This window comes from Micromonospora sp. LOL_023 (assembly GCF_048060115.1).
Classification (GTDB): Bacteria; Actinomycetota; Actinomycetes; order Mycobacteriales; family Micromonosporaceae; genus Micromonospora_E.
In genome coordinates this window covers 25770-52295 of the sequence record NZ_JBHMIM010000017.1, presented here as the reverse complement: position 1 = coordinate 52295, position 26526 = coordinate 25770, and the positions used below count along the sequence as shown (strand labels likewise).

The window sequence follows — 26526 nt, the reverse complement described above, 5'->3', positions numbered from 1 at the left end:
GGGCAACGAGGCCTGATCCAGGCAGTCAACATCAGATCGCTGGAAACTGACCGCGGGCAGGGAAGGACGAGCAGGAGAAGCCATGTCGCTCTCGCCTTACATACCCATCGTCGGGGTGTTCGCCCTCGCGTCGGCCTTTGCGCTGTTCTCGGTGGCCGCCGCCCGACTGGCCGGACCGCTGCGCTACAACCGGGCCAAGCTCGAGGCGTACGAGTGTGGGATCGAGCCGAGCCCGGAGCCGGTCGGCGGCGGTCGAATCCCGATCAAGTTCTACCTGACCGCGATGATGTTCATCATCTTCGACATCGAGATCATCTTTCTGATCCCGTGGGCGGTGTCGTTGGACCCGCTCGGTGCGTTCGGGTACGTCGCGGTCTCGCTGTTCATCGTCGCTGTCTCGGTCGCCTACGTGTACGAGTGGCGCCGCGGCGGGCTCGACTGGGACTGAGGGAGGAACCATGGGAATCGAGGAGAAACTCCCCGCCGGCGTACTGCTCACCTCGGTGGAGAAGCTGGTCAACTGGTCGCGGCGGACCTCGGTCTGGGGTGCGACCTTCGGGCTGGCCTGCTGCGCGATCGAGATGATGGCAGCCGGGGCCCCGCACTACGACATGGGTCGTTGGGGCATGGAGGTGTTCCGCGCCTCACCGCGTCAGGCCGACCTGATGATCGTCGCCGGCCGGGTCAGCCAGAAGATGGCCCCGGTGCTGCGGCAGATCTACGACCAGATGGCCGAGCCCCGCTGGGTGCTGTCGATGGGCGTCTGCGCCTCCAGCGGCGGCATGTTCAACAACTACGCGATCGTCCAGGGCGTGGACCACGTGGTGCCGGTCGACATGTACCTGCCGGGCTGCCCGCCCCGCCCGGAGATGCTCATCGACGCGGTGCTCAAACTGCGCGAGAAGATCGGCCACGAGCCGCTCGGCCCGAACGGCCGCAAGATGCTCGAAGCCCGCCGGGCGCGCGGCGACGTTCCGGTGGTCGCCCCCGGCGCGATGCCGTCGTCGTACCGCTCCGACAAGGCCCGTCGGGCCGAGTGGGAGCAGGCGGTCCGGGACGGCCGCGAGGAGCAACTGCGGATCGAGAACTGGATGAACGCACAGCACCACCTGCGCCCGAAAGAGGGCATCAAGTGAGCACCGCGGGCACGAGCGGAAAGGACGGTCCAGTGACCGGGCCGACGAACGCGCCGAGCGAGCAACCCGGTGGCGGCGTACCCGTCGCCGCGCCGCCGGTCGGGGCGACCAGCGGCGCACCGGCCGAGTTCCCGCCGGCCAGCGGGGCCGGTCGCGGCATGTTCGGCATCCAGGGCTCCGGCGACACCTCCGGCTTCGGCGGCCTGGTCCGTCGCCGGGCGAGTGTGGCCGGCAGCGAACGGCCGTACGGCGGCTACTTCGACGAGGTCTACGACGCGCTCGAAGAGGCCTACCCCGCCTTCGCCGACGCGATCGAGAAGGTCGTCGTCGACCGGGGTGAGCTGACCCTGCACATCAAGCCGGAGCGGATCGCCGAGGTCTGCCGGGTGATGCGCGACGACGAATCGCTGCGCTTCGAGCTCTGCTCGTCGGTCTCCGGGGTGGACTACCTCGGTGCCGACGAGCGCCGGCTGCACGTCGTCTACCAGCTGACCTCGATGACGTACCGCCGTCGGGTCCGGTTGGAGGCGGCGGTGACCGCCGAGGACCCCCACCTGCCGAGCGTCACCGCCGTCTACCCGACCGCCGACTGGCAGGAGCGGGAGGCGTACGACATGTTCGGTGTCGTCTTCGACGGCCACCCGACGCTGACCCGGATCCTGATGCCGGACGACTGGGAGGGCCACCCGCAGCGCAAGGACTACCCGCTGGGTGGCGTCCCGGTGGAGTACAAGGGTGCCGAGATCCCACCGCCGGACAAGCGGAGGAGCTACCAATGACCGCCGGATACGCAACCGAACGCGAGACCGACGAGGGCAAGGTCTTCACCGTCACCGGTGGTGACTGGGACTCCGTGGTCGGCGGCACCGACCCGCTCACCGACGAGCGGATCATCGTCAACATGGGTCCGCAGCACCCGTCCACCCACGGGGTGCTGCGGCTGGTGCTGGAGCTGGAGGGCGAGACGGTCCGGGAGGCCCGGACGGTCGTCGGCTATCTGCACACCGGGATCGAGAAGAACCTCGAGTACCGCAACTGGGTGCAGGGCACCACCTTCGTCACCCGGATGGACTACCTCGCGCCGATCTTCAACGAGACGGCGTACAGCCTGGCGGTGGAGAAGCTCCTCGGGATCACCGACGACATCACCGATCGGGCGAACACCATCCGGGTGCTGATGATGGAGCTCAACCGGATCTCCTCGCACCTGATCTGGCTGGGCACCACCGGCCTGGAGCTCGGCGCGATCTCGATCATGCTGTACTGCTTCCGGGAGCGCGAGTACATCCTGGAGATCTTCGAGATGATCACCGGGCTGCGGATGAACATGGCGTACGTGCGTCCCGGCGGCGTCGCCCAGGACGTGCCGGACGAGGCGATCGTCAAGATCCGCGAGTTCCTCAAGATGATGCCCAAGCGCCTCAAGGAGTACGAGGACCTGCTCTCCGGCCAGCCGATCTGGCTGGAACGGACGCAGAACGTCGCGGTGCTCGACGTCACCGGCTGCCTCGCGCTGGGCATCACCGGTCCGGTGCTGCGCTCCGCCGGGCTCGCCTGGGACATGCGCAAGACCATGCCCTACTGCGGCTACGAGAACTACGAGTTCGACGTGCCGACCACGCCGAGTGCCGACGTCTGGGGCCGCTACCTGGTCCGGATGGCCGAGATGCGCGAGTCGCTCAAGCTCGTCGAGCAGGCGCTGGACCGGCTCCGGCCCGGGCCGATCATGGTGGCCGACAAGAAGATCGCCTGGCCGGCGCAGCTGGCCATCGGCGTCGACGGCATGGGCAACTCGCTGGAGCACGTCGCCAAGATCATGGGCCAGTCGATGGAGTCGCTGATCCACCACTTCAAGCTGGTGACCGAGGGCTTCCGGGTGCCACCGGGCCAGGTCTACGTCGGTATCGAGAGCCCCCGGGGCGAGTTGGGTGTGCACGCCGTCTCCGACGGCGGTACCCGGCCCTACCGGGTGCACTACCGCGAACCGAGCTTCATCAACCTCCAGGCGATCCCGGCAATGGCCGAAGGCGGCCTGCTCGCCGACGTGATCGCCGGAGGCGCCTCGTTGGACCCGGTGATGGGTGGGTGTGACCGCTGATGGGTTTCAGTCAGGAAACGCACGACCGGGCGCGGGAGATCATCGCCCGCTACCCGGCGGACCGGGCCCGCTCGGCGCTGCTGCCGCTGCTGCACCTGGTGCAGTCCGAGGACGGCTACGTCTCGCCGGCCGGGGTCGAGTTCTGCGCCGAACAGCTGGGCATCAACAAGGCCCAGGTCAGCGCGGTCGCCACCTTCTACACCATGTACAAGCGTCGGCCCAGCGGTGACTGGTTGGTCAGCGTCTGCACCAACACCATGTGCGACGTGCTCGGCGGTCAGCGGGTCTACGACGCGTTGAGTGAACACCTCAGCGTCGGCCACGAGGAGACCACCGCCGACGGCACGATCACGCTGGAACACGCCGAGTGCCTGGCGGCCTGCGACTACGGCCCGGTGATGACGGTCAACTACGACTTCTTCGACAAGGTCGATCCGGACATCGCACTCGGCGTCGTCGCCGAGTTGCGGGCCGGCGGCCGGCCGGCGCCCACCCGGGGTGCCCGACTGTGCACCTTGAAAGAGATGTCGCTGCAGCTGGCCGGCTTCTCCGACACCCGCGAGGGCGCGGTTGCCGACGGACCGGCCGGCGACGCCACCCTGCGCGGGCTGCGGCTCGCCCAGCAGCACGGCGTCTCGGTCGCCGGATTCGACCCGAACACCCCGATCACCGGCGACGCGCCGCCGCCCGCGACCAGCCGCCCGGCCCCGGCCGCGACCGGCAGCACCGCCCCGGACGTCAAGGCACCGCAGACCAAGTCGCCCGAGCTGCGGGCGGCGGAGACCCGCGCGCCGGACGCGAAGACCCCGGTCCCCGACGCGCCCGGCACCACGGTGCCGACCGACCGGGCCGAGCCGGACAGCGACGCCGAGGCCGCCGAATCGGCCGGTGCCGCCGCCAACCCGCCAGCCAGCGACGCCAAGCCGGCCGGCGACAGCCCGCAGCCACAGCGTGAAGCGCTGCGGGACGCGCGCAGTGAGGAGGGCACCCAATGACCGAGCCGCGACGGGAGACCCTGGAGAAGCTCACGCCGGTCCTCACCAAGCGCTGGTTGTCGCCGGACGCCTGGCGGATCGACGTCTACGAGCAGCTCGACGGCTACGCGGCGCTGCGCAAGGTGCTCGCTGGCGCACCGGGCGGCGGCCGTGACCGTGGTGGCGACCCGGTGCACCCGGACGACCTGATCAAACTGGTCAAGGACGCCGGGCTGCGTGGCCGCGGCGGTGCCGGCTTCCCCGCCGGCCTGAAGTGGGGCTTCATCCCGCAGGGCGACGGTAAGCCGCACTACCTGGTGGTCAACGCCGACGAGGGCGAGCCCGGCACCTGCAAGGACCTGCCGCTGATGATGTACGACCCGCACTCGCTGGTCGAAGGCGTCATCATCGCCTCGTACGCGATCCGGGCCAGCCGCGCCTTCATCTACATCCGGGGCGAGGCGGTGCACGCCGCCCGGCGGCTGCGCAACGCCGTCGACGAGGCGTACCGGGCCGGCTACCTCGGCACCGACATCCTCGGCTCCGGTTTCAACCTGGATGTCGTGGTGCACAGCGGCGCGGGTGCGTACATCTGCGGCGAGGAGACCGCACTGCTGGACTCCCTCGAAGGCTTCCGGGGCCAGCCCCGACTCCGCCCGCCGTTCCCGGCCACCCACGGCCTGTACGCCTGCCCCACGGTGGTCAACAACGTCGGCACCATCGCGAGCGTTCCCTACATCGTGCTCGGCGGTGCCGCCTGGTGGAAGACCATGGGCACCGAGAAGTCCTCCGGCCCGATGATCTACTCGCTCTCCGGCCGGATCGCCAACCCCGGCCAGTACGAGTGCTCGATGGGAATCACCCTGCGGGAGCTGATCGAGCTGGCCGGCGGCATGCAGCCCGGGCACGAACTGCGGTTCTGGACCCCGGGCGGGTCGTCCACCCCGCTGCTCAGCGCCGAACATCTGGACGTGCCGCTGGACTTCGAAGGGGTCGCCGCCGCCGGCTCGATCCTCGGCACCACCGCCACCCAGATCTTCTCCGACCAGGACTGCCCGGTCTACGCGACCTACCGGTGGCTGGAGTTCTACCACCACGAGTCGTGCGGCAAGTGCACTCCCTGCCGCGAGGGCAACTACTGGATGGTGCGGGTCTTCCGGCGGATCCTGGCCGGTCAGGGCACCCACGAGGACCTCGACACCCTGCTGGACGCCTGCGACAACATCCTCGGTCGCTCGTTCTGCGGCCTCGGCGACGGCGCGACCAGCTCGGTGACGTCCTCGCTCAAGTACTTCAAGCAGGACTACCTCGACTACATCGAGGGTCGCAAGGCGCCGAAGCTGTCGGAGAAAGCATTGGTAGGTGCTCACTAATGAGTGACGTGGCCAAGACCACCGAGACGGTGACGCTGACCATCGACGGCGTCGAGGTCACCGCGCCGAAGGGGTCGCTGCTGATCCGGGTCGCCGAGAAGCTGGGCGTCGAGATCCCCCGGTTCTGCGACCACCCGCTGCTCGCCCCGGCCGGTGCCTGCCGGCAGTGCCTGGTCGACGTGGAGGGCCAGCGCAAACCGGTCGCCTCCTGCACCCAGACCGTCGCCGAAGGCATGGTGGTCCGCACCCAGCTCACCTCCGAGGTGGCCAAGAAGGCCCAGCAGGGGATCATGGAGCTGCTGCTGGTCAACCACCCGCTCGACTGCCCGATGTGCGACAAGGGCGGTGAATGCCCGCTGCAGAACCAGGCGATGTCCACCGGCCGACCGGACTCGCGCTTCCACGAGCACAAGCGGGAGTACCCCAAACCGGTCGAGATTTCCAGCCAGGTGCTGCTGGACCGGGAACGCTGTGTGCTCTGCCAGCGGTGCACCCGGTTCTCCGAGGAGATCGCCGGGGACACCTTCATCGACCTGATGGACCGCTCCTCCGGCGAGCAGATCAACGTCTACCGGGACGAGGCGTTCGGCGCCGAGCCGGCACCCGACGGCGAGTCCGGCGCTGGCGACGAGCCGTTCAACTCCTACTTCTCCGGCAACACGGTGCAGATCTGCCCGGTGGGCGCGCTCACCGGCGCCCAGTACCGGTTCCGGGCCCGCCCGTTCGACCTGGTCTCCTCGCCGAGCGTCTGCGAGCACTGCTCGGCCGGCTGCGCCCAGCGCACCGACCACCGGCGCGGCAAGGTGATGCGCCGGCTGGCCGGCGACGACCCGGCGGTCAACGAGGAATGGAACTGCGACAAGGGCCGGTGGGGTTTCCGCTACGCCACCGACCGGCTCACCACCCCGCTGGTACGCGACGCCGACAGCGGTGAACTGCGCGAAGCCTCCTGGAGTGAGGCCTTCGCGGTCGCCGCCGAAGGACTGCGCAACGCCCGCGACGGTGCGTACGGGGTCGGGGTGCTGGCCGGCGGCCGGCTCACCGTCGAGGACGCCTACGCGTACGCCAAGTTCGCCCGGGTCGCGCTGCGGACCAACGACATCGACTTCCGGTCCCGGCCGATCGCCGCGACGGCCGGCTCCACCGAGGAGGCCGACTTCCTGGCCGCCCGGGTGGCCGGCGGCAACGACGTGACGTACGCCGACGTCGAGCGGGCACCGGTCGTGGTGATCGCCGGGCTGGAGCCCGAGGAGGAGTGCCCGATCCTCTTCCTTCGGCTGCGCAAGGCGTACACCAAGAAGGGGCTGCGGGTGGTCGCCCTGGCCCCGTACCTGAGCCGAGGGCTGGAGAAGCTGGGCGCGACCCTGGTGCCGGCGGTCCCCGGCGACGAGGCGCGGCTGCTCACCGAGGACGCGACGGTCACCGAGGCACTCGCCCGCTCCGGCGCGATCCTGATCGTCGGCGAGCGGCTGGCGACCGTACCCGGTGGGTTGTCGGCCGCCGGCGCGGTAGCCGAGCGGGCCGGCGCGAAGCTGGCCTGGGTGCCCCGCCGGGCCGGGGACCGGGGCGCGGTCGACGCCGGCTGCCTGCCGAACCTGCTGCCCGGTGGCCGTCCGGTCGCCGACGCGGCGGCCCGGGCGGAGCTGACCGGGGCCTGGGACATCGGCGCCGGGATCATCCCGGCCGAGCCGGGCCGCGACGTCGACGCGATCATCGCGGCGACCGCCGCCGGCAAGGTCGGCGCCCTGGTCGTCGCCGGGGTCGACCCGGCGGACCTGGCCGATCCGCGACTGGCCGAGGAAGCGCTCGACGCGGTGCCGTTCCTGGTCAGCCTGGAGATCAGGGGCAGCGCGGTGACCCGCCGCGCGGACGTGGTGTTCCCGGTCGCGCCGGTGGTGGAGAAGTCCGGCAGCTTCGTCGACTGGGAGGGCCGGCTGCGGACCTTCGAAGCGGTGCTCGACACGACCGCGATGGCCGACTCCCGGGTGCTCGACGCGCTCGCCGCCCAGTTGGGCGTCGAGCTCGGCACCGGCGAGATCAACCTGATCCGCCGGGAGCTGGGTGCGCTGCCGGCGACCAAGGCGCAACGCCCCGGCCTGCCACTGGTCGACCCGGTGACTCCGGCGAGCCCGGCGGCCGGCGAAGCGGTCCTGGCCACCTGGCATCACCTGATCGACCTGGGCACGTTGACCGACGGGGACACCCATCTGGGCGGCACCGCCCGGCTACCGGTGGTCCGGCTGGCGAAGTCGCTGGCCGGCGCGCTCGGCGTCGCCGACGGCGATCCGGTCACCGTCGGCACCGAACGGGGCGCGATCACCCTGCCGGCGGCGGTGACCGACCTGCTGCCCGACGGCGTGGTGTGGCTGCCGACCAACTCGCCCGGCTCGACGGTGCGCCGTAGCCTCGGCGCGGTCTCCGGCGCGGTGGTCAAGGTCAGTGCGGCCGCCAGTCCCAACGGCACCGCCAGCCGCGACGGTGTGACGAACCCGAACGTAGGGGGTCTGCGGTGAACCCAGTGGCACAGGATCCGAACCTGTCCGACTTCGGGCTGGACCCGTGGTGGCTGATCCTGATCAAGGTCGTCTTCGCCTTCGCCTTCGGCCTGGTCGGCACCCTGCTCGGCGTCTGGTTCGAACGCCGGGTCGTCGCCCGGATGCAGGTGCGGCCCGGCCCGAATCAGGCCGGTCCGTTCGGTCTGCTGCAGACCCTGGCCGACGGCCTGAAGATGGCCTTCAAGGAGGACATCCTGCCGAAGGCCGCCGACAAGGTGGTCTACTTCTTCGCCCCGACGATCTCGGTGATCTGCGCGGTGACCGCGCTGTCGGTGATCCCGTTCGGGCCGATGGTGAGTATCTTCGGCACCCGGACCCCGCTGCAGGTCACCGACGTGCCGGTGGCGGTGCTGGTGCTGCTGGCCTGCTCGTCGATGGGCGTGTACGGCCTGGTGCTGGGCGGCTGGGCGTCCGGGTCGACGTACCCCTTGCTCGGCGGGCTGCGGTCGACGGCGCAGGTGATCTCGTACGAGATCGCGTTGGGGCTGTCGGTGGTCGGCGTCTTCATGACCGCCGGCACCATGTCCACCAGCGAGATCGTCACCGCGCAGGCCGGTGGAGACCGGTTCTACTCGATCGGCGGGTTCGACCTGTACGCCCCGGGCTGGTACGCGATCCTGCTGTTGCCCAGCTTCATCATCTTCTTCATCGCCGCGGTGGCGGAGACCAACCGGGCACCGTTCGACCTGCCGGAGGCCGAGTCCGAACTGGTCGCCGGCTACATGACCGAGTACAGCTCGCTGAAGTTCGCGCTGTTCATGCTCTCCGAGTACGTCGCCATGGTGACCATGTCGGCGGTGACGGTGACGCTGTTCCTCGGCGGCTGGCGGGCACCGTTCCCGATCAGCATCTGGGACGGGGCGAACTCCGGCTGGTGGCCGATGCTCTGGTTCATGGGCAAGGTGATCCTGCTCGTCTTCGTCTTCGTCTGGCTGCGCGGCACGCTGCCCCGGCTGCGCTACGACCAGTTCATGCGGTTCGGCTGGAAGGTGCTGCTGCCGATCAACCTGGTCTGGATCCTGGCGCTCGGCGGCATTCGGGTGACCAGCGACTGGGAGCGCAACGACCGGCTGATCGCGATCGGCATCCCGGTCGCCATCCTACTGGCGGTGGTGATCTTCTGGCCGACCCGCCGGGAGCGCCCGACGCAGACCCTGCAGGAGCAGGTCGACGCACGACCGACGGGCAGTTTCCCGTTGCCACCGATGGACCTGCAGGTCCCGCCCAGCCCGCGGGCCAAGCGGGCGGTAGCCGAACGGGAGCCGGCCCAGGTCGGTCCCGCCACCGACGACAAGGAGGTGTGACGTGGGCGCGATCACGGGAACGTTCAAGGGGTTCGGAGTCACCTTCTCGCACATGTTCAAGAAGGTGGTCACCACCGACTACCCGTTCAAGCCGCCGGTGTCCGCGCCGCGCTACCACGGTCGGCACATCCTCAACCGGCACCCGGACGGGCTGGAGAAGTGCATCGGCTGCGAGCTGTGCGCGTGGGCCTGCCCGGCGGACGCGATCTACGTCGAGGGCGGCGACAACACCGAGGAGCAGCGCTTCTCCCCGGGCGAGCGGTACGCCAGCACCTACCAGATCAACTACGCCCGCTGCATTTTCTGCGGGCTCTGCATCGAAGCCTGCCCGACCCGGTCGCTGACCATGAGCAACGAGTACGAGCTGGCCCGCGACTCGCGGCAGGACCTGATCTTCACCAAGGAGCAGCTGCTGGCGCCGCTGTTGGCTGGGATGGAGCAGCCGCCGCACCCGATGCGACTGGGCGACACCGAGAAGGACTACTACGTCGGGGCGCTGACCAACCCGGGCACCTCGGCCGGCGCCGAACGGGCCCCCTGGTCGGAGCAGGGCACCGAGGACGGCTCGGGTACGACGGGAAAGGTTGAGCCATGACCGAGCTCGCGGCGGAGGTCTCCACCGGAGAGGCGGTGACCTTCTGGATCCTGGCGCCGATCGCGCTGCTCGGCGCGATCGGAACGGTGTGGGCCCGCAACGCGGTGCACTCCGCGCTCTGGCTGGTGCTGACCATGCTCTGCCTCGGCGTCTTCTACGTCGTGCAGGGCGGTCCGTTCATCGGCCTTGTGCAGATCATCGTCTACACCGGCGCGATCATGATGCTGTTCCTGTTCGTGCTGATGCTGGTCGGCCGGGACACCACGGACTCGCTGATCGAGACGCTGCATGGGCAGCGGATCGCCTCGATCGCGCTCGGCGTCGGCTTCGCCACCCTGGTCGGCACCGGGCTGTACCGGGGACTCGGCGGGGTGCAGGCGGTCGGGCTGGAACAGGCCAACGCGGACGGCAACGTGCAGGGCATCGCCGCACTGCTGTTCACCCGCTACCTGATCGCCTTCGAGGTGACCGCCGCGTTGCTCACCACCGCCGCGATCGGCGCGCTGATCCTGGCGCACATCGAGAAGCGCAAGGGTGAGAAGCGCGGCCAGCCGGAGATGATGCGGGCCCGGTTCGCACCGGGCAACTACCCCGGTCCGAAGCCGGGTCCGGGTGTCTACGCCACCTCCACCTCGGTGGCCACGCCGGGCCGGTTGCCGGACGGCACGCTCACCGAGCTGAGCATCCCGGCGATCCTGCCGACGCGGGAACTTTCGCCGAGTGAGGCCGCCCCGAAAGGCACTGAAAAATGACTCCGGATTACTACCTGATCCTGTCGGCGGTGCTGTTCACCATCGGCGCGGTCGGCGTGCTGGTTCGCCGCAACGCGATCGTGCTGTTCATGTGCATCGAGTTGATGCTCAACTCCGCGAACCTGGCCCTGGTCACCTTCAGCCGGATCAACGGTGACCTCAACGGTCAGATCATCGCCTTCTTCGTGATGGTCGTGGCGGCAGCCGAAGTGGTCGTGGGGCTCGCCATCATCATGACCATCTTCCGTACTCGACGCTCGGCAAGCGTCGACGACGCCAACCTGCTGAAGTACTAAAGGGGCCCACACGTGGAATCGACTGTGGAGTACGCCCAGGCCACGGGGCTGCTGAGTAGCGTGTGGCTGCTGGTGGCCATCCCGCTGGCCAGCGCGGCGATCCTGCTGCTGCTCGGCCGCTGGGCCGACAAGTGGGGACACTGGCTCGGGGTGGCCAGCGTCGGGGCGATCTTCGCCCTCGGCCTGACCTACTTCTTCCAGCTACGCGACCTGGAAAACCGGGCGGTCGAGCTGAGCCTGTGGCGGTTCATCGAGGTCGGTGGCCTGTCGGTGGACTTCGGGCTGCTGTACGACCCGCTGTCGGCGGTCTTCGTACTGCTGATCACCGGTGTGGGTTTCCTGATCCACATCTACGCGGTCGAGTACATGTCGCATGACCCGGGTCGGCGACGGTTCTTCGCGTACTTTAACCTGTTCGTCGCCGCGATGTTGATGCTGGTGCTCGGCAACAACTACGTGATGCTCTTCCTCGGCTGGGAGGGCGTCGGCCTGGCGTCGTACCTGTTGATCTCCTTCTGGTACGACCTGCCGGCCGCGGTGACCGCCGGCAAGAAGGCGTTCCTGATGAACCGGGTCGGCGACGCCGGCCTGGTGCTGGCGATCTTCCTGATGTTCGCCACCCTGGGCACCACCCAGTTCGACGCGGTCTTCACCGGTGCCGGCGCGCTGGCCTCCGGCACCATCCTGGCGATGGGCCTGCTGCTGCTGCTCGGGGCCACCGGCAAGTCCGGCCAGTTCCCGCTGCAGGCCTGGTTGCCCGACGCGATGGAAGGCCCGACCCCGGTCTCGGCGCTGATCCACGCCGCGACGATGGTCACCGCCGGCGTCTACCTGATCGCCCGGTCCAACCCGATCTTCTCGGCGAACCCGACGCTGCAGACCGTGGTGGTCAGCATCGGTGCCTTCACTCTGCTGCTCGGCGCGGTCATCGGTTGCGCCAAGGACGACATCAAGCGGGTGCTGGCCTGGTCGACGGTCTCCCAGATCGGCTACATGTTCCTCGGTGTCGGGCTTGGCGGCGGGGCCTACGCGCTGGCCATCGTGCACCTGCTGGCGCACGGCTTCTTCAAGGCCGGGCTGTTCCTCGGTGCCGGTTCGGTGATGCACGGGATGAACAACCAGGTCGACATCCGGCGCTTCGGCGGCCTGTGGCGGTACATGAAGATCACTTGGGCGACCTTCGGGCTGGCCTGGCTGGCGATCATCGGTATCCCGCCGTTGTCCGGCTACTTCTCCAAGGAGCCGATCATCGCGGCAGCCTTCGAACGGGAGGACTGGACCGCCTGGCTGTTCGGCGGCGCCGCCCTGCTCGGTGCCGGGATCACCGCCTTCTACATGACCCGGCTGTTCGTGCTGACCTTCCACGGACCGAAGCGGTGGACCGAAGACATCGACCACCCGCACGAGTCGCCGGCGTTGATGACCGTGCCGCTGATCCTGCTGTCGGTCGGCTCGGTCGCCGCCGGCGCGCTGATGGCCACGGCGGTGCCCGAGTGGCTGACCCCGGTGCTGGGCACTGAGGAAGGCCACCACGAGGCGGTGCTGTCGCACACCGCGGTCACCATCCTGGCGCTGGTGGTTACCGTGCTCGGTGCGGTCGGTGGCTGGCTGCTGTTCCGTAACGGCACCGCCGAGCAGGAGCAGCCGGCCGGGGTGCTGGTCACTGCGGCCCGACGCAACCTCTACACCGACGCGTTCAACCGGGCGGTGTTCGAACGGCCGGGCATCTTCCTCACCCGGGCGCTGGTCTTCCTCGACAACCGGGGAGTCGACGGTCTGGTCAACGGCCTGGCCGCGGCGATCGGCGGCAGCTCCGGGCGACTGCGGCGGCTGCAGACCGGCTTCGTGCGCTCGTACGCGATGTCCGTGCTCGCCGGCGCCCTCGTGGTGGTCGCGGCGTTCCTCGCCCTGCAGATGGGATGGCTGGCGTGAACGACTTTCCGTTCCTCTCGGTGCTGACCGTGGCGCCGCTGGTCGGTGCGCTCGTAGTGGCGCTCGTCCCGCGCCGCCAGGGAGAGTTCGCCAAGTGGCTGGCGCTCGCCTGGTCGACGGCGGTGCTGGTGCTGTCGCTGGTCATGTGGTTCGCCTTCCAAGCTGGCGGCGACCGCTTCCAGTTCCACGAGTCGTACCCGTGGATTCCCAACTGGGGGGTGCGGTTCACCTTCGCCGCCGACGGCATCGCGCTGGTCATGCTGATGCTGATCGCCGTACTGGTGCCGTTGGTGATCCTCGCCTCCTGGCATGACGCGGAGGCGTCGAAGCGGTCGGTGCCGGTCTACTTCGGGCTGCTGCTGATGCTCCAAGGCACGATGATCGGCGTCTTCGCCGCCGCCGACATCTTCCTGTTCTACGTGTTCTTCGAGGTCATGCTGGTGCCGATGTACTTCCTGATCGGCAGCTACGGCGGCCATCAGCGCCAGTACGCGGCGGTGAAGTTCTTCCTCTACTCACTGGTCGGCGGCCTGTTCATGCTGGCCGCGGTGATCGGCCTTTGGGTGGTCGGCGGACAAACCTTCGACTGGCAGGCGCTGAGCCAGATCGACATGTCCACCGGGGTGGAGCGCTGGCTGTTCCTCGGCTTCTTCGTGGCGTTCGCGATCAAGGCGCCGTTCTTCCCGTTCCACACCTGGCTGCCGGACGCCGGTGGCGCCGCGCCGGCCGGCTCGGCCGCGCTGCTGGTCGGCGTGATGGACAAGGTCGGCACGTTCGGCATCCTGCGCTACTGCCTGGGGCTGTTCCCCGAGGCGTCCCAGTGGTTCGCGCCGTGGGCGCTGACGCTGGCAGTGATCGGCATCATCTACGCCGCACTGCTGGCGGTCGGCCAGAACGACCTCAAGCGGCTGGTCTCGTACACGTCGATCTCGCACTTCGGCTTCATCGGGGTCGGCATCTTCGCGTTCACCACCCAGGCCGGCACCGGCGCGGTGCTCTACATGGTCAACCACGGGCTCGCCACTGGCCTGCTGTTCCTGGTCGTCGGCATGTTCGTGGCGCGGCGGGGCTCGGCGCTGATCAGCGACTTCGGCGGGGCCGGGAAGATGGTGCCGGTACTGGCCGGGGTCTTCTTCTTCGCCGGTCTGGCGTCGCTGGCGCTGCCCGGCACCGCCCCGTTCGTCTCCGAGTTCCTGGTGCTGATCGGCACCTTCTCGGTGAACAAGCCGGTGGCGGTGATCGCCACGCTCGGCATCATCTTGGCCGCCGCGTACGTGTTGTGGATGGTGCAGCGCACCACCCAGGGCACGCTGAACCCGGCGCTGGCCACCGTGGACGGCATGAAGCGGGACATCACGCTGCGGGAGAAGGTCGTGGTCGCCCCGCTGATCGCGCTGCTCCTGCTGTTCGGGTTCTACCCCAAGCCGTTGACCGACGTGATCAATCCGGCGATCCAGGCGACGTTGTCCGGTGACGTCGGCACGTCCGACCCCGCCCCGACCGTGGGCGTTATCCAGGAGGCGGCCCGGTGAGCGACATCTCGTTCCCCGAGATCAACTACGCGGCGATCGCACCGCTGCTGATCCTGTTCGGCGCGGCGATGATCGGCGTACTCGTCGAGGCGTTCGTGCCCCGTTCGGTGCGCAACCCGGTGCAGTTGGTGCTCGCCCTGGGCAGCATGGTCGCCGCCCTGATCGCGGTGGTGGCGCAGGGCAGCACCCGGACGGTGACCGCCGGTGAGGCGATCGCGGTCGACGGACCGACGTTGTTCCTGCAGGGCGCCATCCTGGTGCTCGCCATCATGGCGATGCTGCTGATCGGCGAGCGGACCCTGGAGACCGGCGGGGCGTTCGTCGCGCAGGCGGCGATCGTGGTCAACTCCCCGGAGGACCGCAAGCAGGCGGAGGGCCGGTCGGGTGCCACCGAGGTCTACCCGCTGGCGCTGTTCGCGATCGCCGGCATGCTGCTGTTCGTCGCGGCCAACGACCTGCTGACCATGTTCATCGCCCTGGAAGCGTTCTCGCTGCCGTTGTACCTGCTCTGCGCGTTGGCCCGGCGCCGGCGACTGCTCAGTCAGGAAGCGGCGCTGAAGTACTTCCTGCTGGGCGCCTACTCGTCGGCGTTCTTCCTGTTCGGGCTGGCCCTGACCTACGGCTTCACCGCCGGTGTGGACAGCCCGACCGGGCCGGGCGTCGACTTCGCGACGATCCGGCTCGCGGTGGAGACCTCCACCGCCAGCCCGGTGCTGTTGTTCGCCGGCATCGCGTTGATCTCGGTCGGTCTGCTGTTCAAGGCGACCGCGGTGCCGTTCCACGTCTGGGCCCCGGACGTCTACCAGGGTGCTCCGACGCCGATCACCGGTTTCATGGCGGCCTGCACCAAGGTCGCCGCGTTCGGTGCGCTGCTGCGGGTGCTGCACGTCGCGTTCTACGGCGCGGCCTGGGACTTCACCCCGGTGCTCGGCACGATCGCCGTGTTGACCATGCTGGTCGGCGCGATCATGGCGGTCACCCAGACCGACATCAAGCGGCTGCTGGCGTACTCGTCGGTGGCCAACGCCGGCTACCTGCTGGTCGGGGTGCTGTCGTTGTCCGCCGCCGGGCTGGCCAGCACGATGTTCTACCTGGTGGCGTACGGCTTCATCGTGCTCGCCGCGTTCGCCGTGGTGACCCTGGTCCGCGATGCCGACGGCGAGGCCACCCACCTGTCCCGGTGGGCTGGGCTCGGCCGGCGTTCGCCGCTGTTCGCCGGAGTCTTCACCTTCATCCTGCTGGCCTTCGCCGGTATCCCGTTGACCAGTGGCTTCACCAGCAAGTTCGCGGTGTTCGGCGCGGCCATCGGGGACGGCCAGGTCTGGCTGGTGATCGCCGGGGTGGTGACCAGCATGATTCTGGCCTTCCCGTACCTGCGGGTGGTGGTGATGATGTGGCTGAGCGAGCCCAGCGATGCCACCCCGACGGTGGTGATCCCCGGCGCGCTGACCTCGGCGGCGCTGATGATCGGCGTACTGGCCACCCTGCTGCTCGGCGTCGCCCCGGGCGCGCTGCTCGACCTCACCAGCAACGCCGCCGAGTTCGTCCGATGAGCCGCCCCACCCGCCCCCAACCTGGGCCGCGCCGACCGCTGTGGCATGGTTGGGGGTGTGGTGAGGACGGATGACGGCGGCTCCATCGCCTCCGGCGCGAGGGCGGTGACCTCGATCGGGATCGACATCGTCGACCCGCGGCTGCAGGCGTCCGTCGAGCGGGTCATGGCGATGGTCGAGTCCGAACTGCGTGACTGTGTGTTCAGCGCCGACCCGTTCGTGACCGAAGCGGCCCGGCATCTGGTTGAGGCCGGCGGGAAACGGTTCCGGCCGCTGCTGGTGGCCCTCGGGGCTCATTTCGGTGACCCGGGATCGCCGTTGGTGGTGCCCGCCGCAGTGGTGATGGAGCTCACCCACCTGGCGACGCTGTACCACGACGACGTGATGGACGAGGCGCTGGTGCGTCGCGGTGCCCCGAGCGCGAACTCGCGGTGGACCAACTCGGTGGCCATCCTGGTCGGCGACTATCTGTTCGCCCGGGCCGCCGACCTCGCCGCCGACCTGGGCATCGAGGCCGTCCGGCTACAGGCCCGGACCTTCGCCCGGCTGGTGCACGGCCAGATCGCCGAGACCGTCGGCCCACAGGCCGGTGAGCCGTCGGTCGACCACTATCTGCAGGTGATCGGGGACAAGACCGGATCGTTGATCGCGACGTCCGCTCGGTTCGGCGGGATGTTCGGCGGTGCGGCGCCCGAGCATGTCGAGGCGCTCGCCGGGTACGGCGAGATCATCGGCGTGGCGTTCCAACTCTCCGACGACCTGCTCGACATCGCCTCCGAGTCGGCCCAGTCCGGCAAGACACCCGGCACCGATCTGCGGGAGGGCGTGCCCACGCTGCCGGTGCTCTACGCACTCGGCGACGATGACGGTGACGCGGCGGCGCGGCGGCTCCGGGAGATCCTGGCGGCGGGTCCGGTGACCGACGACGACCTGCACGCCGAGGCGCTCGGGCTGCTGCGTGAGTCGCCGGCTCTCAAGCGCGCCCGGGAGACCGTCCGCAGCTATGCGGAGGACGCTCGGGCGCGGCTGGCCCCGTTGCCGTCGGGCGGCCCCCGCCGGGCGATGGAATCACTCTGTGACTTCATCGCCGACCGGACGAACTAGCGGCCACGTCGCCGGCGCTGGCACCCGCCGGCCGGTCGCGGAGCCGGTGCCGCACCACGCCGGGTCGACGGTGGATTTGCGCAGTCCAGGTGGCTGCGGCAGCGGCGACCGAGGGTGCCATTTGCGATGACCTTATGCCAGCTAATAGCATGAACCGAACGTGTCGGGCGCCACACCGATAGTCGCCACCTGGTGCCCCTGATTCGAAAGGGCATTCCACAGGCGGCTGTCTTTTCATATGGTGTAAGTCCCCGGCGGCGGAGGTGGTTGTGCGCGACCCCTTGGCGGAACCTTCGGACCTGATCCGGAGCGTTTCACGGGCACTTCGGGTGCTCGAAGCGGTAGGTCGTGCTCCGCGCGGGCTGACGGTCAAACAGATCGCCCGACGGTGCGAGTTGACCGTGGCCACCACGTACCACCTGGTGCGCACCCTGGCGTACGAGGGTTACGTGATTCGCCGCGAGGACGGCACCTACATCGTCGGGCTCGAGATCGCCGATCGGTACCGCGAACTGGTCACCGCGTTCCGCGGCCCGCCGGCAGTCGGCGAGGCGCTGCGCCGGGCCGCCGTCGAGTCCGGGTACAGCCACTACCTCGGCCGGTTCGTCGGCACCCAGGTGGCGGTGACCGCGTCGGCCGACGGACTACGCTCGCCGTACCTGGAGGACATGGTCCCCGGTTTCGACGAAGGTGCGCACGCCACCGCCCTCGGCAAGGCGCTGCTCGCCACGCTCACCCCTGATCAGCGGTTCCGGTACCTCAAAGAGTTCGGGATGCGGCCGTTCACCTCGGCGACGATCACCACGATCGAAGGCTTCGAAGCCGACCTCGCGGTGGGCGACCGGCGCGGCATGCACCTGGAGATCGGTCAGTACCGCCAGGGCATCGCCTGCGCCGCGGTGATGGTCAACGCGGACAAGGACCTCGAACGGCGGGTGGCGATAGCCTGCGCGTTGCCGGCCGCCGAGATGATGACGTCGGCCCGGGTGGTCCGCGCCAAGCTGCTGACGGCTGCTCGGGCGGTGGCCGAGGCGATGAGCGCACCGGAACATCCGGCAGGCTGAGCGCCGGGGCGCCGGCCGAGCCGGCGGTGCCCGGCCGGCCGAGCAGTTTTCCCAGTACTTGAACCGTCCGGCTGGTGGCTACGTGTCAACAGTCGGAAGGGAAGGGCGCCTCTTGACCGACCAGGATTCACAACTGATGCGCGCGTTGCACGAAGAGCATGGCGACGCGCTGTTCGCCCATGCCCTACGGCTGGCTGGCGGTGATCGTCAACGAGCCGAGGATCTGGTTCAAGAGACGCTGCTGCGGGCCTGGCGTCACCCTGAGTCGCTGGATCCGGAGCGAGGTTCCGTACGCGCCTGGCTGTTCACCACCGCCCGGAATCTCGCGATCGATGCCTGGCGCCGACGCAGCGTCCGGGTCGGCGAGGTCGTCACCGACGAGCTACCGGAGCCACCGCCCGCGGTGGACGAGGCGGACCGTGCGGTGGAGGCATGGACGGTCGCCGAGGCGCTCGGGCGGCTGTCGCCGCCGCACCGTGAGGTGTTGATCGAGTGTTTCTACCGGGGCCGTTCGGTCTCCGAGGCGGCGGCCCGGCTCGGGGTGCCACCCGGCACCGTGAAGTCACGTACACATTACGCACTGCGCGCGTTGCGCCTGGTGCTGGAGGAGATGGGGGTGACCCAGTGAGGTGTGACTACGCGCACGACGATGGAGCTTACGTCCTGGGCGCCCTGTCGCCCTCCGAGCGCACGGCGTACGAGCACCACCTCAGCGGCTGCGCGGGCTGCCGGCAGGCGGTGGCGGAGATCGCGGTACTGCCCGGACTGCTCGGCCGGCTCGATCCCGCCGGCTTCGAACAGATCAGTGACCCACCGTCGGCCGGGCCTCGACTGTCGACCCTGGTCGGCGCGGCCGACCGGGCGCGTCGGCGCGGGCGGCGGGTGCGACGTTGGCAGACGGCGGGCGCGGCGCTCGTCGCCGCCGGCCTGGCGATCGTGGTCGGCTTCGGCGTCGGCTGGGTCGGTGCCGGCGGTACGCCGGACAACACACCTGGTTCCCAACTCACCGCGATGCAGCCGGTGGCATCCGAGATCCCGATTCACGCTGAGGTCGGCCTGCGGCCGGTGGCGAGCACCGGGACCGAGGTGACCATGCGGTGCTGGTGGGAGCCGACCAACCCGGATGGCAGCCCGATGAGCTTCGAACTGGTCGCGTACGACCGGGACGGCGCGAAGCAGCGGGTGGGCTCGTGGGCGGTCAGCCCCGGTGCGGAGATCGTGTTCACCGGTGCCACCCGGTTCGAGCAGGACCAGCTGGAACGCCTCGAGCTGGTGCGCGCCGACGGCGCGGCGATCCTGACGCACCAGGTCGGCTGAGCCGACCCGGTGCGTCCGGTGACCTCAGATGGACCGGCGCCGATGACGCCGGGCTCGATGACACCGGGCTGGCCTCGGTGTCGACGGCCCCGGCGGCCGGATCCGCCTCGGTCAGTTCCATCCAACGGTCCGGGCGGGCCAGCGGCGCGAAGCCCAACGGGGCGTAGACGCCGTGCGCGTCCAGGGTGCCCAGCACCAGCCGCCGGACGCCGCGCCGACCCAGCTCGTCGCGGACCGTGCCGACCAGCCAACGACCCAGGCCACGGCCGCGATGCGACCGATCGATGTAGACGTCGCAGAGCCAACCGAAGGTCGCCAGGTCGGTGACGACCCGGGCGAAACCGACCTGTTGGTCGTCCGCGTCCTGGTAGATCCCGAACACCACCGAGTTGGCGATGGTGGTGGCGACCACCTCCCGCGACCGGCCCTGCGCCCAGTAGGCGTCGGTGCAGAGCCAGGTGTGCACCCGATCCAGGTCGATGCGGTCCGGATCGTCGCAGATCTGATAGCCGCCCGTACGTTCGATCGTCAGCACGCCCCGACCCTGTGCCGAGCATCCGGCGGTACGCCCCCGAATTCCTGACCGGGTCAGTCCCGGTCGAGGATCAGCCCCAGCACCCAGGTGACCACGCTGACGAAGAGCGCCCCGAGTACGGCGGCCGGCCAGAAGTTGTCGACGTGGAACGGCAGTTCGAGCTGTTCGGCGATGAACCCGGTGAGCAGGAACAGCAGTCCGTTCACCACCACCGCGATGAGGCCGAGGGTCAGCAGGTAGAAACCACACCCGACGGTCTTGATGATCGGCTGCAGGACCGCGTTGACCACGCCGAAGATGGCGGAGACGAGCAGCAGGGTGCTGACGGACTCGCCCAGGGAGTTGCTCTCCAGCCGGATGCCGGGAACGACGAAGGTGGCAAGCCAGAACGCCAGTGCGGTGCTGCCCAACCGGATGAGCAGGCTCGTGACGAAACTCATCCGGGGATCTTGTCATGGACGAGGCCGTGACGACCACGGACGTTGCCGATCGTCGATACCATCGCCGAGCGTCGAGCACGTTGTCACCATGGGTTGGCGCCGACCGGCGCCGGAGGTGGTCGGATGGTGTCCGGACCGGACCAGCTGCAGTCACACCGGTACACCACGGCGCGGGTGGTCCGGGCCCTCGTCCGTGGGGATGCCGACCCGACCCGACCCGCGCCGGGGGACCGCAGCGTCAGCGCGACGCTGGCCGGCCTGCTGACCGCGGTCATCCTGCTCGGGGCCGCCGCCGGCTACGGGGCGGTGACGGGCACTGCGCGCGTCGACTGGCGGGACAGCGCGGTGGTGATCGTCGAGCGGGAGTCCGGTGCCCGCTACGTCTACCGCGACGACGTGCTACGGCCGGTGCACAACTACAGTTCGGCGTTGCTGATCGCGGCCGCGGCACCGCCGCGCACCGTGCTGGTGAGCCGGACGGCGCTGCGAGGGGTGCAGCGCGGCGCACCGCTCGGCATCCCGGGCGCTCCCGACTCACTGCCGCCGGCCGAGGAGCTCGTCGGTGCGCAGTGGACGGTGTGTTCCAGCGGGCAGGTCCCGGAGTCATCCGCCGCGACGGCTCGGCCCGACGCGATGGTGCTGGTCGGCGGGACCGTCGCGGCCGGCCGTGAGCTAGGTCGGGACGCGCTGCTCGTCCGGTCGACCGACGGCGGCCTGCACCTGCTCTGGCAAGGCCACCGGCACCTGATCGAGGAGCCGGAGCTGGTGCTCAGTGCCCTCGGTTGGAGCCATCACCGGCCGGTTCCGGTGCCGGCGGCGGTGGTGCGGGCGGTGCCGCCGGGTGCCAGCCTGGTCCGTCCGACACTTTCCCGGGCCGGCGCGCCGTCCGCCGCGATCCCGCAGGCGGCGATCGGCGAAGTGTTCGTGGTGGTCACCCAGAGCGGATCCCGGCAGTACGTGGTCGCGGACCGGACCGGGCTGGCGGCGATCACCCAGGTGCAGGCCGACCTGCTGCTGACCGCGTACGACCAGGCGGAGCCGACGGTGTTGACGCAGGGCCGGTTCCGGGAGCTTCCCCGATCGGCCGGCCTCATTCCGGATGGCCCGCTGCCCCCGCCGGCCACCACGCCCGAAGTGCGGCCGGCGGCGGCCGGCGTCTGCGTACGGGTGGCCGAGGTGGCTGACGCCGGGCCGGCGTCGGTCGCGGTGCGGGTCGACGTGGACCCGGCCTTCGTCGCGCCGGGAGTGCGGTTGCCGCCCGGCCAAGGGGCGCTCGTGCAGGCGGTGCCGCCCGGGGGATCCGCCGCGTCGGCCGGGACTACTTCCGGGCGGCCCGAGGACGATGGGCCGGTGAGCCTGATCACCGACGCCGGACTGCGCCACCGGGTCAGCGATCCGAGGGTGCTCGCCACCCTGGGCTATCCGGACGTCGCGCCGGTGCGGCTGCCCGCCGGGGTCATCGAGTTGGTTCCGGCGGGTCCAGATCTCGATCCACGGCTGGCGCTCGGGTGACGGCCCTTCTCGATGCGCGAGCGACCATCGAGACGAAGCTGTTATCCACAGCGGACGAATTCGGGAGCGCGGCGGCCGGCCCGGCGAACTACGTTCTGCGATAGGGCGGCGACTCCCGATCGCCGAGGTGCGGGTGGACGGGCGGGCGCCGGCATGGTCACGGCACCGGCGCGTCGCCGGTGTGCCGGAAGGAGGCTGGCGGATGTCCCAGACACAGGCCGAGGCCGCGGTGATGCGGCAGACGGCGGGTCGGTTCGAGCAGGTCGACGCGGAGCTGGACACCATGCTGCGGGGCCTGCTGCACCGGCTCGAGGCGGTGCAGGGCGCCTGGCGCGGCGCGGGTGGCCGATCGTTCGAGCAGGTGAAGACGGCGTGGGCGCAGGATCAGGCGGCGCTGCAGGCGGCGCTGCGCGAGACGGCCGCCGCGGTGCGGTCCGCCGGGGTCCACTATCAGTCCGCCGACCTCGCGGCGGCGGACCGGGTGGCCGGGGCCGGCCGCCGGATCGAGTTGCCGCTGTGAGCCCTGGCCACCGTGGGCCGGAGCCGTCGACATGGAGGTGTGCTGGTGACCGAGGGTGTTCTGATCGTCGACTTCTCGGTGCTGCGCCAGGCGAGCGCGGACATCGCGCAGGCGCTGCGTACGCTCGAATCACAGTTGGAGCAGTTGGAGCGTGATGCCGCTCCGTTGATCGCGACCTGGGACGGCGCGGCCCGGCAGGCGTACGAGCAGCGGCAGGGTCGGTGGCGGGCCGCCGCCCGGAGTCTGCAGGCGATGCTGCGCGACATCAAGTTGGCGGTGGACGACTCGGCGGCGGACTATCTGAGCGCGGAGCGCCGTAACGCGAGCCTGTTCCAGTGACTGTCGAGTGGCGTTCGTTTCGCCCGGACCGGTCCGGGTAATCCGGTTCGCCGATCGACATTCGTCAACGTTCAATCGTGTCCACCTGGACACGTAACGTCATTTTGAGTTTGGTGATCGAGAACGCCTCCCCGCCGGCCGTCGTGATCATGGAACTACCTTGTAAGTTGTACCCGACGTGTCGGCAGGTCCGGTGAAAGGGGGGCGGCCGTGACTGATTGGCAGCCGGCCACCGAGGTCGAGGCCGCGATGCGCGATGCCCTGCTCCGGCAGGATCAGGAGTTGTACTTTCAGCTCCTCGCCGGGACCGAGTTGCTGCTGCCGGTCTCGGCGGAGGCCCTCGCCGGCCAGGTCCCGATGGGCTGGGGCACCTGGACGACCAACGGACGCACCCACGTCCTCGCTTTCACCTCGCCGGTGACGCTGCACGCCTGCCTCGGAAACAACGGCAGTTCGGCCCGCCGGGTGACCTTCGCCGATCTGGCCAACACCTGGCCGAATCTCGAGTGGTGGTTGGCCGTGAACCCCGGCCTGCCGATCGAGGGGTGGCTTCCCGCCTGGTTCGTCGCTCAGCTCGCCCGTGGCGACGCGCGGCTACCCACCCGTGGCAGTCAGGCCCGGGCCCGGGCCACGGCGACCGTTCCGACCGGCCAGGGCGGTGGCCCGCCGTCGACGGCCGGTCGTCCCGGCGCGGCCACCGAAGGCTACGGCGGCGACCTGTACGGCACCGGCCGACGCGATATCGACCAGCCGGAGCCCGAGTACCCCGCGCCGGCCCCGCCGCTCGCGGCACCGACGGTGCCTGCTCCGCAGGGCCAGTGGCCCCACCCGGACCGGGCTGCCGACGACGCGGTGACGCACGCCGCCACCCCCGCACCGCGTGGTGCTCCGCCGTACGGGTCGACGCAGTCACAGACGAGCGCCGTCGGTGGGCTGGCACCGAGCGGGCTGCCGCGCCGGGTTCCCACGCCCGCACCTGGCTCCGCTGCCGAGGCGGCACCGGCCACCGCGCCGCCCGGCGTACCCGACGTATCGCCCACACCGAGCATCCCGACGGCACCCTCGTCGCCCGCCCCGACGGCTGCCCCGGCCGACGCCACGGATCAGGCCGAGCCGCCTGCCCCGGCCGAGCCGCCTGCCCCGGCCGAGCCGCCTGCCCCGGCCGACGCCACGGATCAGGCCGAGCCGCCTGCACCGGCCGAGCCCGACGCCGTCGCGGAGGTGACCTTCGAGCCGGCCAACGACGTCGAGCGTGATCTGGTGACCGCCGCCGGCGGTGGCGGCAGCAACTCGTTCCTTTCTACGCTGCTGCTCGCCCGGGTGCTGCTACCGGTCGCCGCGTCGTCCGGCGATGGTTCCAGACCGGGCGACGACGGGTTCGTCTGGCGCACCGAGACAGTGGACGACGACACCTTCGTGCTGGTGTTCACCTCTCAGGAGCGCATCGCGGACCACTTCGACGACCCGGTCGAGACGGTCGAGGTGAAGTTCGTCCAGCTGATCCGTCGCTGGCCTGACCCGCAGTGGTCGTTCGTCATCAACCCGGGCACGCCGGTCGGTGCCAAACTCCCCGGCACCGAGATCGTCGGCCTGGCGAGCTGGGCCGCCGAGGTCGGTCTCGGCGCGGAGCCCGACGTCGAGCCGGCCGATCCGAAGCCGAGCGTGACGGCGACACCGGGGCCGAAGACGGCGGCGCAACATGCGGACCCGGACCAGCCGACGATGATGCAGAAGGCCATCGCACCCAGCCAGCTCGACTACTACCTGGAGCGCGGCTACGACCGGGTGTCCGGCTTCGTGCACCGAGCCGGCGAGGTCGCGCACCTGGACACCGTCAGCAAGCTGCACACGGCACTCGGGCTGGGCTACGCCGGCTCCCCGTTCGACCCGGGCGCCGCCGAGGTTTTCGTGCTCCGCTGGCGGGCCTACCGGCCGAGTCTCTACCGCATCCCCTACGGCGGGCAGAACGAGGCCGCGATGCGTGCCATGGAAGGCTGGGTCATCGAGCGCACGCCGTTCCGTGGCAACGGATTCGCCCCAGGTGAGAGCAACGACGTGGTGGCCGAGTTCAAGGTCGACAGCATCCGGTTGCCACACGGATCGCAGCTGTGGCGCATCACCGACGGCAGTGAAACCCTCGTCGCCCAGCTGGACGCCGACGAGCCGGCCTGGCACCGGGTCAAGGAGGACTGATGCGCGACGGCTACGTCGCCCGCTGGCGTGGGCAGGAGTACGACGCCAGCCCGGACGGCGACCAGGTCCGGATCTACCAGCCGACCGACGGCGAGGGATTCACCGCCATCCGGCCGGGCCGATCCGTCCGGGTGGTTCCGATGACGGAGATCGACGACCTTGCTTACGTGCGTACCACCTGCACCTGGCACGGCCAGCCGTTCGTGGTGCTCGCCAGGCACGACAGCTGGCTGCGGGTCGAGTACACCGGCGGTCGGGCCCCGGTGGCCCAGTCCCTCGGGCTGGAAGAGTTCGACTTCGGCGTCTACCAGGGGTGGGCCCCGGCCAACGAAGTGACCGAGCTGCGTGAGCAGCGGGTCTGAGCCGACCCGGCCGCCGGCCAAGCTCAGCTCTTCGCCCAGCGCAGCACCTCGCCGAGTACCAATTCGGGCGACTCGACGTGCGGAAAATGCCCGACCGCGTCCAGCAACCGCCACTCGTACGGGGCGATGACGTAGCGCCCCGAACCTTGGGCCGTCCGTGGCAGCACCGCCGGATCGAGCGCACCGTGCAACTGCAGCGTCGGCGTCACCAGCGGCTCCTGCAGCAGCTTGACGAATCGGTAGCCGTGTAGCCGCAGCAGCGAGCGGAACGCCCAGCGGTGTGCTTCCAACGCGCAGAACGACGCCTGCGGGATCTGCATCGCGGTCCGGCACCGCTGTTCGTACTCCGCGAAGCGGGATCCGGTCGCCCAGGCCGGTCCACCCCACTGCCGCAGAAAGCCGCCGACCATCGCCGCGTCGTCGCGGGTCAGCAGGTGTTCGTAGCGGGGCAGCTGAAAACGCAGCGACGGGGTGGAGGCGACGAACTGCCCCCGGGGGTCGGAGAAGATCGCCGATCGCAGGCGCAGCGGGTGCGCGGCGCCGATGACGACCAACCGGCGCACCATCCGGGGATGGAACGCGGCGGTGGTCCAGCCGACCATCCCACCGAACCCGGCACCGACGATGGTCGCCGAGCGCTCGCCGAGCGCTCGGATCATGCCGGTGACATCGGCCGCCAAGGTGTAACCGTCGTAGCCCCGAGGCGGCTTGTCGCTGGCGCCGAAACCACGCATGTCCACAGCCACGGCCCGGTAGCCGGCATCGGCGACCGCCGGGAGCATCTCGTGCCAGGCCCACCAGAACTCCGGGAACCCGTGCAGGAACAGAACCAGCGGGCCGGCGCCCGCCTCGACGACGTGGAACCGGCTGCCGTTGGCGCCGACGTACCGATGCTCCCAGGGGCCCTTGTCGAGTACGCAGGACTCGTCCACCCGACCAGCTGCCCCGCCGCGTTCCGCCATGGCCACAGCGTAGGCCGCAGCCGCACCCGCCCGGGGCCAGGACCGAATCGGTACCCGTCCGCGCGGCGATACGGTTGC

25 protein-coding genes and 1 pseudogene are annotated in these 26526 nt (G+C 70.0%); 23 read left to right on the top strand and 3 right to left on the bottom strand.

Annotation, left to right across the window (positions count from 1 at the left end; all coding sequences use genetic code 11):
• Positions 1-82: 82 nt before the first annotated feature.
• The 18 genes from ACFHVL_RS11770 (at position 83) to ACFHVL_RS11685 (ending at position 19585) form a co-directional block, all read left to right on the top strand.
• Positions 83-448 carry an NADH-quinone oxidoreductase subunit A gene (locus ACFHVL_RS11770; RefSeq protein ID WP_123607118.1) on the top strand — a complete coding sequence of 122 codons (366 nt, stop codon included), beginning with the start codon at positions 83-85 and terminating at the stop codon, positions 446-448.
• Between the two features lie 10 nt (positions 449-458).
• The gene (locus ACFHVL_RS11765) at positions 459-1136 is read left to right on the top strand and encodes a NuoB/complex I 20 kDa subunit family protein (protein ID WP_416627663.1); all 678 of its coding nucleotides are present in this window, start codon (positions 459-461) and stop codon (positions 1134-1136) included.
• A gap of 32 nt (positions 1137-1168) precedes the next feature.
• Positions 1169-1915: an NADH-quinone oxidoreductase subunit C gene (locus tag ACFHVL_RS11760; protein WP_326551028.1), complete on the top strand. Its 747-nt coding sequence runs from the start codon at positions 1169-1171 to the stop codon at positions 1913-1915.
• Positions 1912-3234 carry an NADH-quinone oxidoreductase subunit D gene (locus ACFHVL_RS11755; RefSeq protein ID WP_416627662.1) on the top strand — a complete coding sequence of 441 codons (1323 nt, stop codon included), beginning with the start codon at positions 1912-1914 and terminating at the stop codon, positions 3232-3234. The genes ACFHVL_RS11760 and ACFHVL_RS11755 overlap by 4 nt, the downstream gene beginning before the upstream one ends.
• Positions 3231-4229 carry an NADH-quinone oxidoreductase subunit NuoE gene (gene nuoE / locus ACFHVL_RS11750; protein WP_416627721.1) on the top strand — a complete coding sequence of 333 codons (999 nt, stop codon included), beginning with the start codon at positions 3231-3233 and terminating at the stop codon, positions 4227-4229. The genes ACFHVL_RS11755 and nuoE overlap by 4 nt, the downstream gene beginning before the upstream one ends.
• The gene (nuoF, locus tag ACFHVL_RS11745) at positions 4226-5581 is read left to right on the top strand and encodes an NADH-quinone oxidoreductase subunit NuoF (RefSeq protein ID WP_416627661.1); all 1356 of its coding nucleotides are present in this window, start codon (positions 4226-4228) and stop codon (positions 5579-5581) included. The genes nuoE and nuoF overlap by 4 nt, the downstream gene beginning before the upstream one ends.
• The gene (locus ACFHVL_RS11740; protein ID WP_416627660.1) at positions 5581-8094 is read left to right on the top strand and encodes an NADH-quinone oxidoreductase subunit G; all 2514 of its coding nucleotides are present in this window, start codon (positions 5581-5583) and stop codon (positions 8092-8094) included. Before nuoF ends, ACFHVL_RS11740 begins: the two co-directional genes overlap by 1 nt.
• The gene (gene nuoH, locus ACFHVL_RS11735) at positions 8091-9440 is read left to right on the top strand and encodes an NADH-quinone oxidoreductase subunit NuoH (RefSeq protein WP_416627659.1); all 1350 of its coding nucleotides are present in this window, start codon (positions 8091-8093) and stop codon (positions 9438-9440) included. Before ACFHVL_RS11740 ends, nuoH begins: the two co-directional genes overlap by 4 nt.
• 1 nt (position 9441) lies before the next feature.
• A complete protein-coding gene (nuoI, locus tag ACFHVL_RS11730; protein ID WP_416627658.1) occupies positions 9442-10035 on the top strand; it encodes an NADH-quinone oxidoreductase subunit NuoI in 594 nt (197 codons plus the stop codon).
• Positions 10032-10787 carry an NADH-quinone oxidoreductase subunit J gene (locus ACFHVL_RS11725; RefSeq protein ID WP_416627657.1) on the top strand — a complete coding sequence of 252 codons (756 nt, stop codon included), beginning with the start codon at positions 10032-10034 and terminating at the stop codon, positions 10785-10787. Before nuoI ends, ACFHVL_RS11725 begins: the two co-directional genes overlap by 4 nt.
• A complete protein-coding gene (gene nuoK / locus ACFHVL_RS11720) occupies positions 10784-11083 on the top strand; it encodes an NADH-quinone oxidoreductase subunit NuoK (protein ID WP_326551035.1) in 300 nt (99 codons plus the stop codon). The genes ACFHVL_RS11725 and nuoK overlap by 4 nt, the downstream gene beginning before the upstream one ends.
• Before the next feature lie 12 nt (positions 11084-11095).
• Positions 11096-13015: an NADH-quinone oxidoreductase subunit L gene (gene nuoL, locus ACFHVL_RS11715; RefSeq protein ID WP_416627656.1), complete on the top strand. Its 1920-nt coding sequence runs from the start codon at positions 11096-11098 to the stop codon at positions 13013-13015.
• The gene (locus tag ACFHVL_RS11710; RefSeq protein ID WP_416627655.1) at positions 13012-14547 is read left to right on the top strand and encodes an NADH-quinone oxidoreductase subunit M; all 1536 of its coding nucleotides are present in this window, start codon (positions 13012-13014) and stop codon (positions 14545-14547) included. The genes nuoL and ACFHVL_RS11710 overlap by 4 nt, the downstream gene beginning before the upstream one ends.
• The gene (nuoN, locus tag ACFHVL_RS11705) at positions 14544-16100 is read left to right on the top strand and encodes an NADH-quinone oxidoreductase subunit NuoN (RefSeq protein ID WP_326551038.1); all 1557 of its coding nucleotides are present in this window, start codon (positions 14544-14546) and stop codon (positions 16098-16100) included. The genes ACFHVL_RS11710 and nuoN overlap by 4 nt, the downstream gene beginning before the upstream one ends.
• A 45-nt stretch (positions 16101-16145) precedes the next feature.
• Positions 16146-17204: a polyprenyl synthetase family protein gene (locus tag ACFHVL_RS11700; RefSeq protein WP_416627654.1), complete on the top strand. Its 1059-nt coding sequence runs from the start codon at positions 16146-16148 to the stop codon at positions 17202-17204.
• Between the two features lie 269 nt (positions 17205-17473).
• Positions 17474-18268 (top strand): IclR family transcriptional regulator, encoded by a 795-nt coding sequence (locus ACFHVL_RS11695; RefSeq protein ID WP_416627653.1) that lies wholly within the window; start codon positions 17474-17476, stop codon positions 18266-18268.
• A gap of 133 nt (positions 18269-18401) precedes the next feature.
• Positions 18402-18896 (top strand): sigma-70 family RNA polymerase sigma factor, encoded by a 495-nt coding sequence (locus tag ACFHVL_RS11690; RefSeq protein ID WP_326555918.1) that lies wholly within the window; start codon positions 18402-18404, stop codon positions 18894-18896.
• The gene (locus ACFHVL_RS11685) at positions 18893-19585 is read left to right on the top strand and encodes an anti-sigma factor family protein (protein WP_416627652.1); all 693 of its coding nucleotides are present in this window, start codon (positions 18893-18895) and stop codon (positions 19583-19585) included. The genes ACFHVL_RS11690 and ACFHVL_RS11685 overlap by 4 nt, the downstream gene beginning before the upstream one ends.
• A gap of 112 nt (positions 19586-19697) precedes the next feature.
• Here ACFHVL_RS11685 and ACFHVL_RS11680 read toward each other — a convergent pair.
• Positions 19698-20120, bottom strand: a pseudogene (locus tag ACFHVL_RS11680) (GNAT family N-acetyltransferase); the annotation flags it as partial.
• 53 nt (positions 20121-20173) lie between these two features.
• Positions 20174-20560 (bottom strand): phage holin family protein, encoded by a 387-nt coding sequence (locus tag ACFHVL_RS11675; protein ID WP_416627651.1) that lies wholly within the window; start codon positions 20558-20560, stop codon positions 20174-20176.
• A 123-nt stretch (positions 20561-20683) separates the two neighbouring features.
• On the opposite strand from ACFHVL_RS11675, the gene eccB reads away from it, so the two are divergent.
• The 5 genes from eccB to ACFHVL_RS11650 all read left to right on the top strand — a co-directional run bounded on the left by eccB (position 20684) and on the right by ACFHVL_RS11650 (position 25486).
• Positions 20684-22072, top strand: coding sequence for a type VII secretion protein EccB (gene eccB, locus ACFHVL_RS11670; RefSeq protein WP_416627650.1), 1389 nt, complete (start codon positions 20684-20686; stop codon positions 22070-22072).
• Positions 22073-22274: 202 nt separating this feature from the next.
• Entirely contained in the window at positions 22275-22592 is a 318-nt protein-coding gene (locus ACFHVL_RS11665; RefSeq protein ID WP_416627649.1) for a WXG100 family type VII secretion target, read from the top strand.
• Positions 22593-22637: 45 nt separating this feature from the next.
• Positions 22638-22931 carry a WXG100 family type VII secretion target gene (locus tag ACFHVL_RS11660; protein WP_416627648.1) on the top strand — a complete coding sequence of 98 codons (294 nt, stop codon included), beginning with the start codon at positions 22638-22640 and terminating at the stop codon, positions 22929-22931.
• Between the two features lie 210 nt (positions 22932-23141).
• Positions 23142-25124, top strand: coding sequence for an SseB family protein (locus ACFHVL_RS11655; protein WP_416627647.1), 1983 nt, complete (start codon positions 23142-23144; stop codon positions 25122-25124).
• On the top strand, positions 25121-25486 hold the full coding sequence (locus tag ACFHVL_RS11650; protein WP_416627720.1) for a hypothetical protein: 366 nt from the start codon (positions 25121-25123) through the stop codon (positions 25484-25486). Before ACFHVL_RS11655 ends, ACFHVL_RS11650 begins: the two co-directional genes overlap by 4 nt.
• A 23-nt stretch (positions 25487-25509) precedes the next feature.
• On the opposite strand, the gene ACFHVL_RS11645 is transcribed toward ACFHVL_RS11650, so the two are convergent.
• Positions 25510-26448, bottom strand: a complete 939-nt coding sequence (locus ACFHVL_RS11645) for an alpha/beta fold hydrolase (RefSeq protein WP_416627646.1) — start codon at positions 26446-26448, stop codon at positions 25510-25512.
• Positions 26449-26526 lie beyond the last annotated feature (78 nt).

Excerpts from the sequence above, each read along its gene's own strand:
- ACFHVL_RS11770 (WP_123607118.1), top strand. The coding sequence starts at position 83 with ATGTCGCTCTCGCCTTACATACCCATCGTCGGGGTGTTCGCCCTCGCG.
- ACFHVL_RS11740 (WP_416627660.1), top strand. The coding sequence starts at position 5,581 with ATGAGTGACGTGGCCAAGACCACCGAGACGGTGACGCTGACCATCGAC.
- nuoK (WP_326551035.1), top strand. The coding sequence starts at position 10,784 with ATGACTCCGGATTACTACCTGATCCTGTCGGCGGTGCTGTTCACCATC.
- ACFHVL_RS11645 (WP_416627646.1), bottom strand. The coding sequence starts at position 26,448 with ATGGCGGAACGCGGCGGGGCAGCTGGTCGGGTGGACGAGTCCTGCGTA.
- ACFHVL_RS11665 (WP_416627649.1), top strand. The coding sequence starts at position 22,275 with ATGTCCCAGACACAGGCCGAGGCCGCGGTGATGCGGCAGACGGCGGGT.
- ACFHVL_RS11675 (WP_416627651.1), bottom strand. The coding sequence starts at position 20,560 with ATGAGTTTCGTCACGAGCCTGCTCATCCGGTTGGGCAGCACCGCACTG.
- ACFHVL_RS11700 (WP_416627654.1), top strand. The coding sequence starts at position 16,146 with ATGGTTGGGGGTGTGGTGAGGACGGATGACGGCGGCTCCATCGCCTCC.
- ACFHVL_RS11755 (WP_416627662.1), top strand. The coding sequence starts at position 1,912 with ATGACCGCCGGATACGCAACCGAACGCGAGACCGACGAGGGCAAGGTC.
- eccB (WP_416627650.1), top strand. The coding sequence starts at position 20,684 with ATGGTGTCCGGACCGGACCAGCTGCAGTCACACCGGTACACCACGGCG.
- ACFHVL_RS11725 (WP_416627657.1), top strand. The coding sequence starts at position 10,032 with ATGACCGAGCTCGCGGCGGAGGTCTCCACCGGAGAGGCGGTGACCTTC.
- nuoF (WP_416627661.1), top strand. The coding sequence starts at position 4,226 with ATGACCGAGCCGCGACGGGAGACCCTGGAGAAGCTCACGCCGGTCCTC.
- ACFHVL_RS11765 (WP_416627663.1), top strand. The coding sequence starts at position 459 with ATGGGAATCGAGGAGAAACTCCCCGCCGGCGTACTGCTCACCTCGGTG.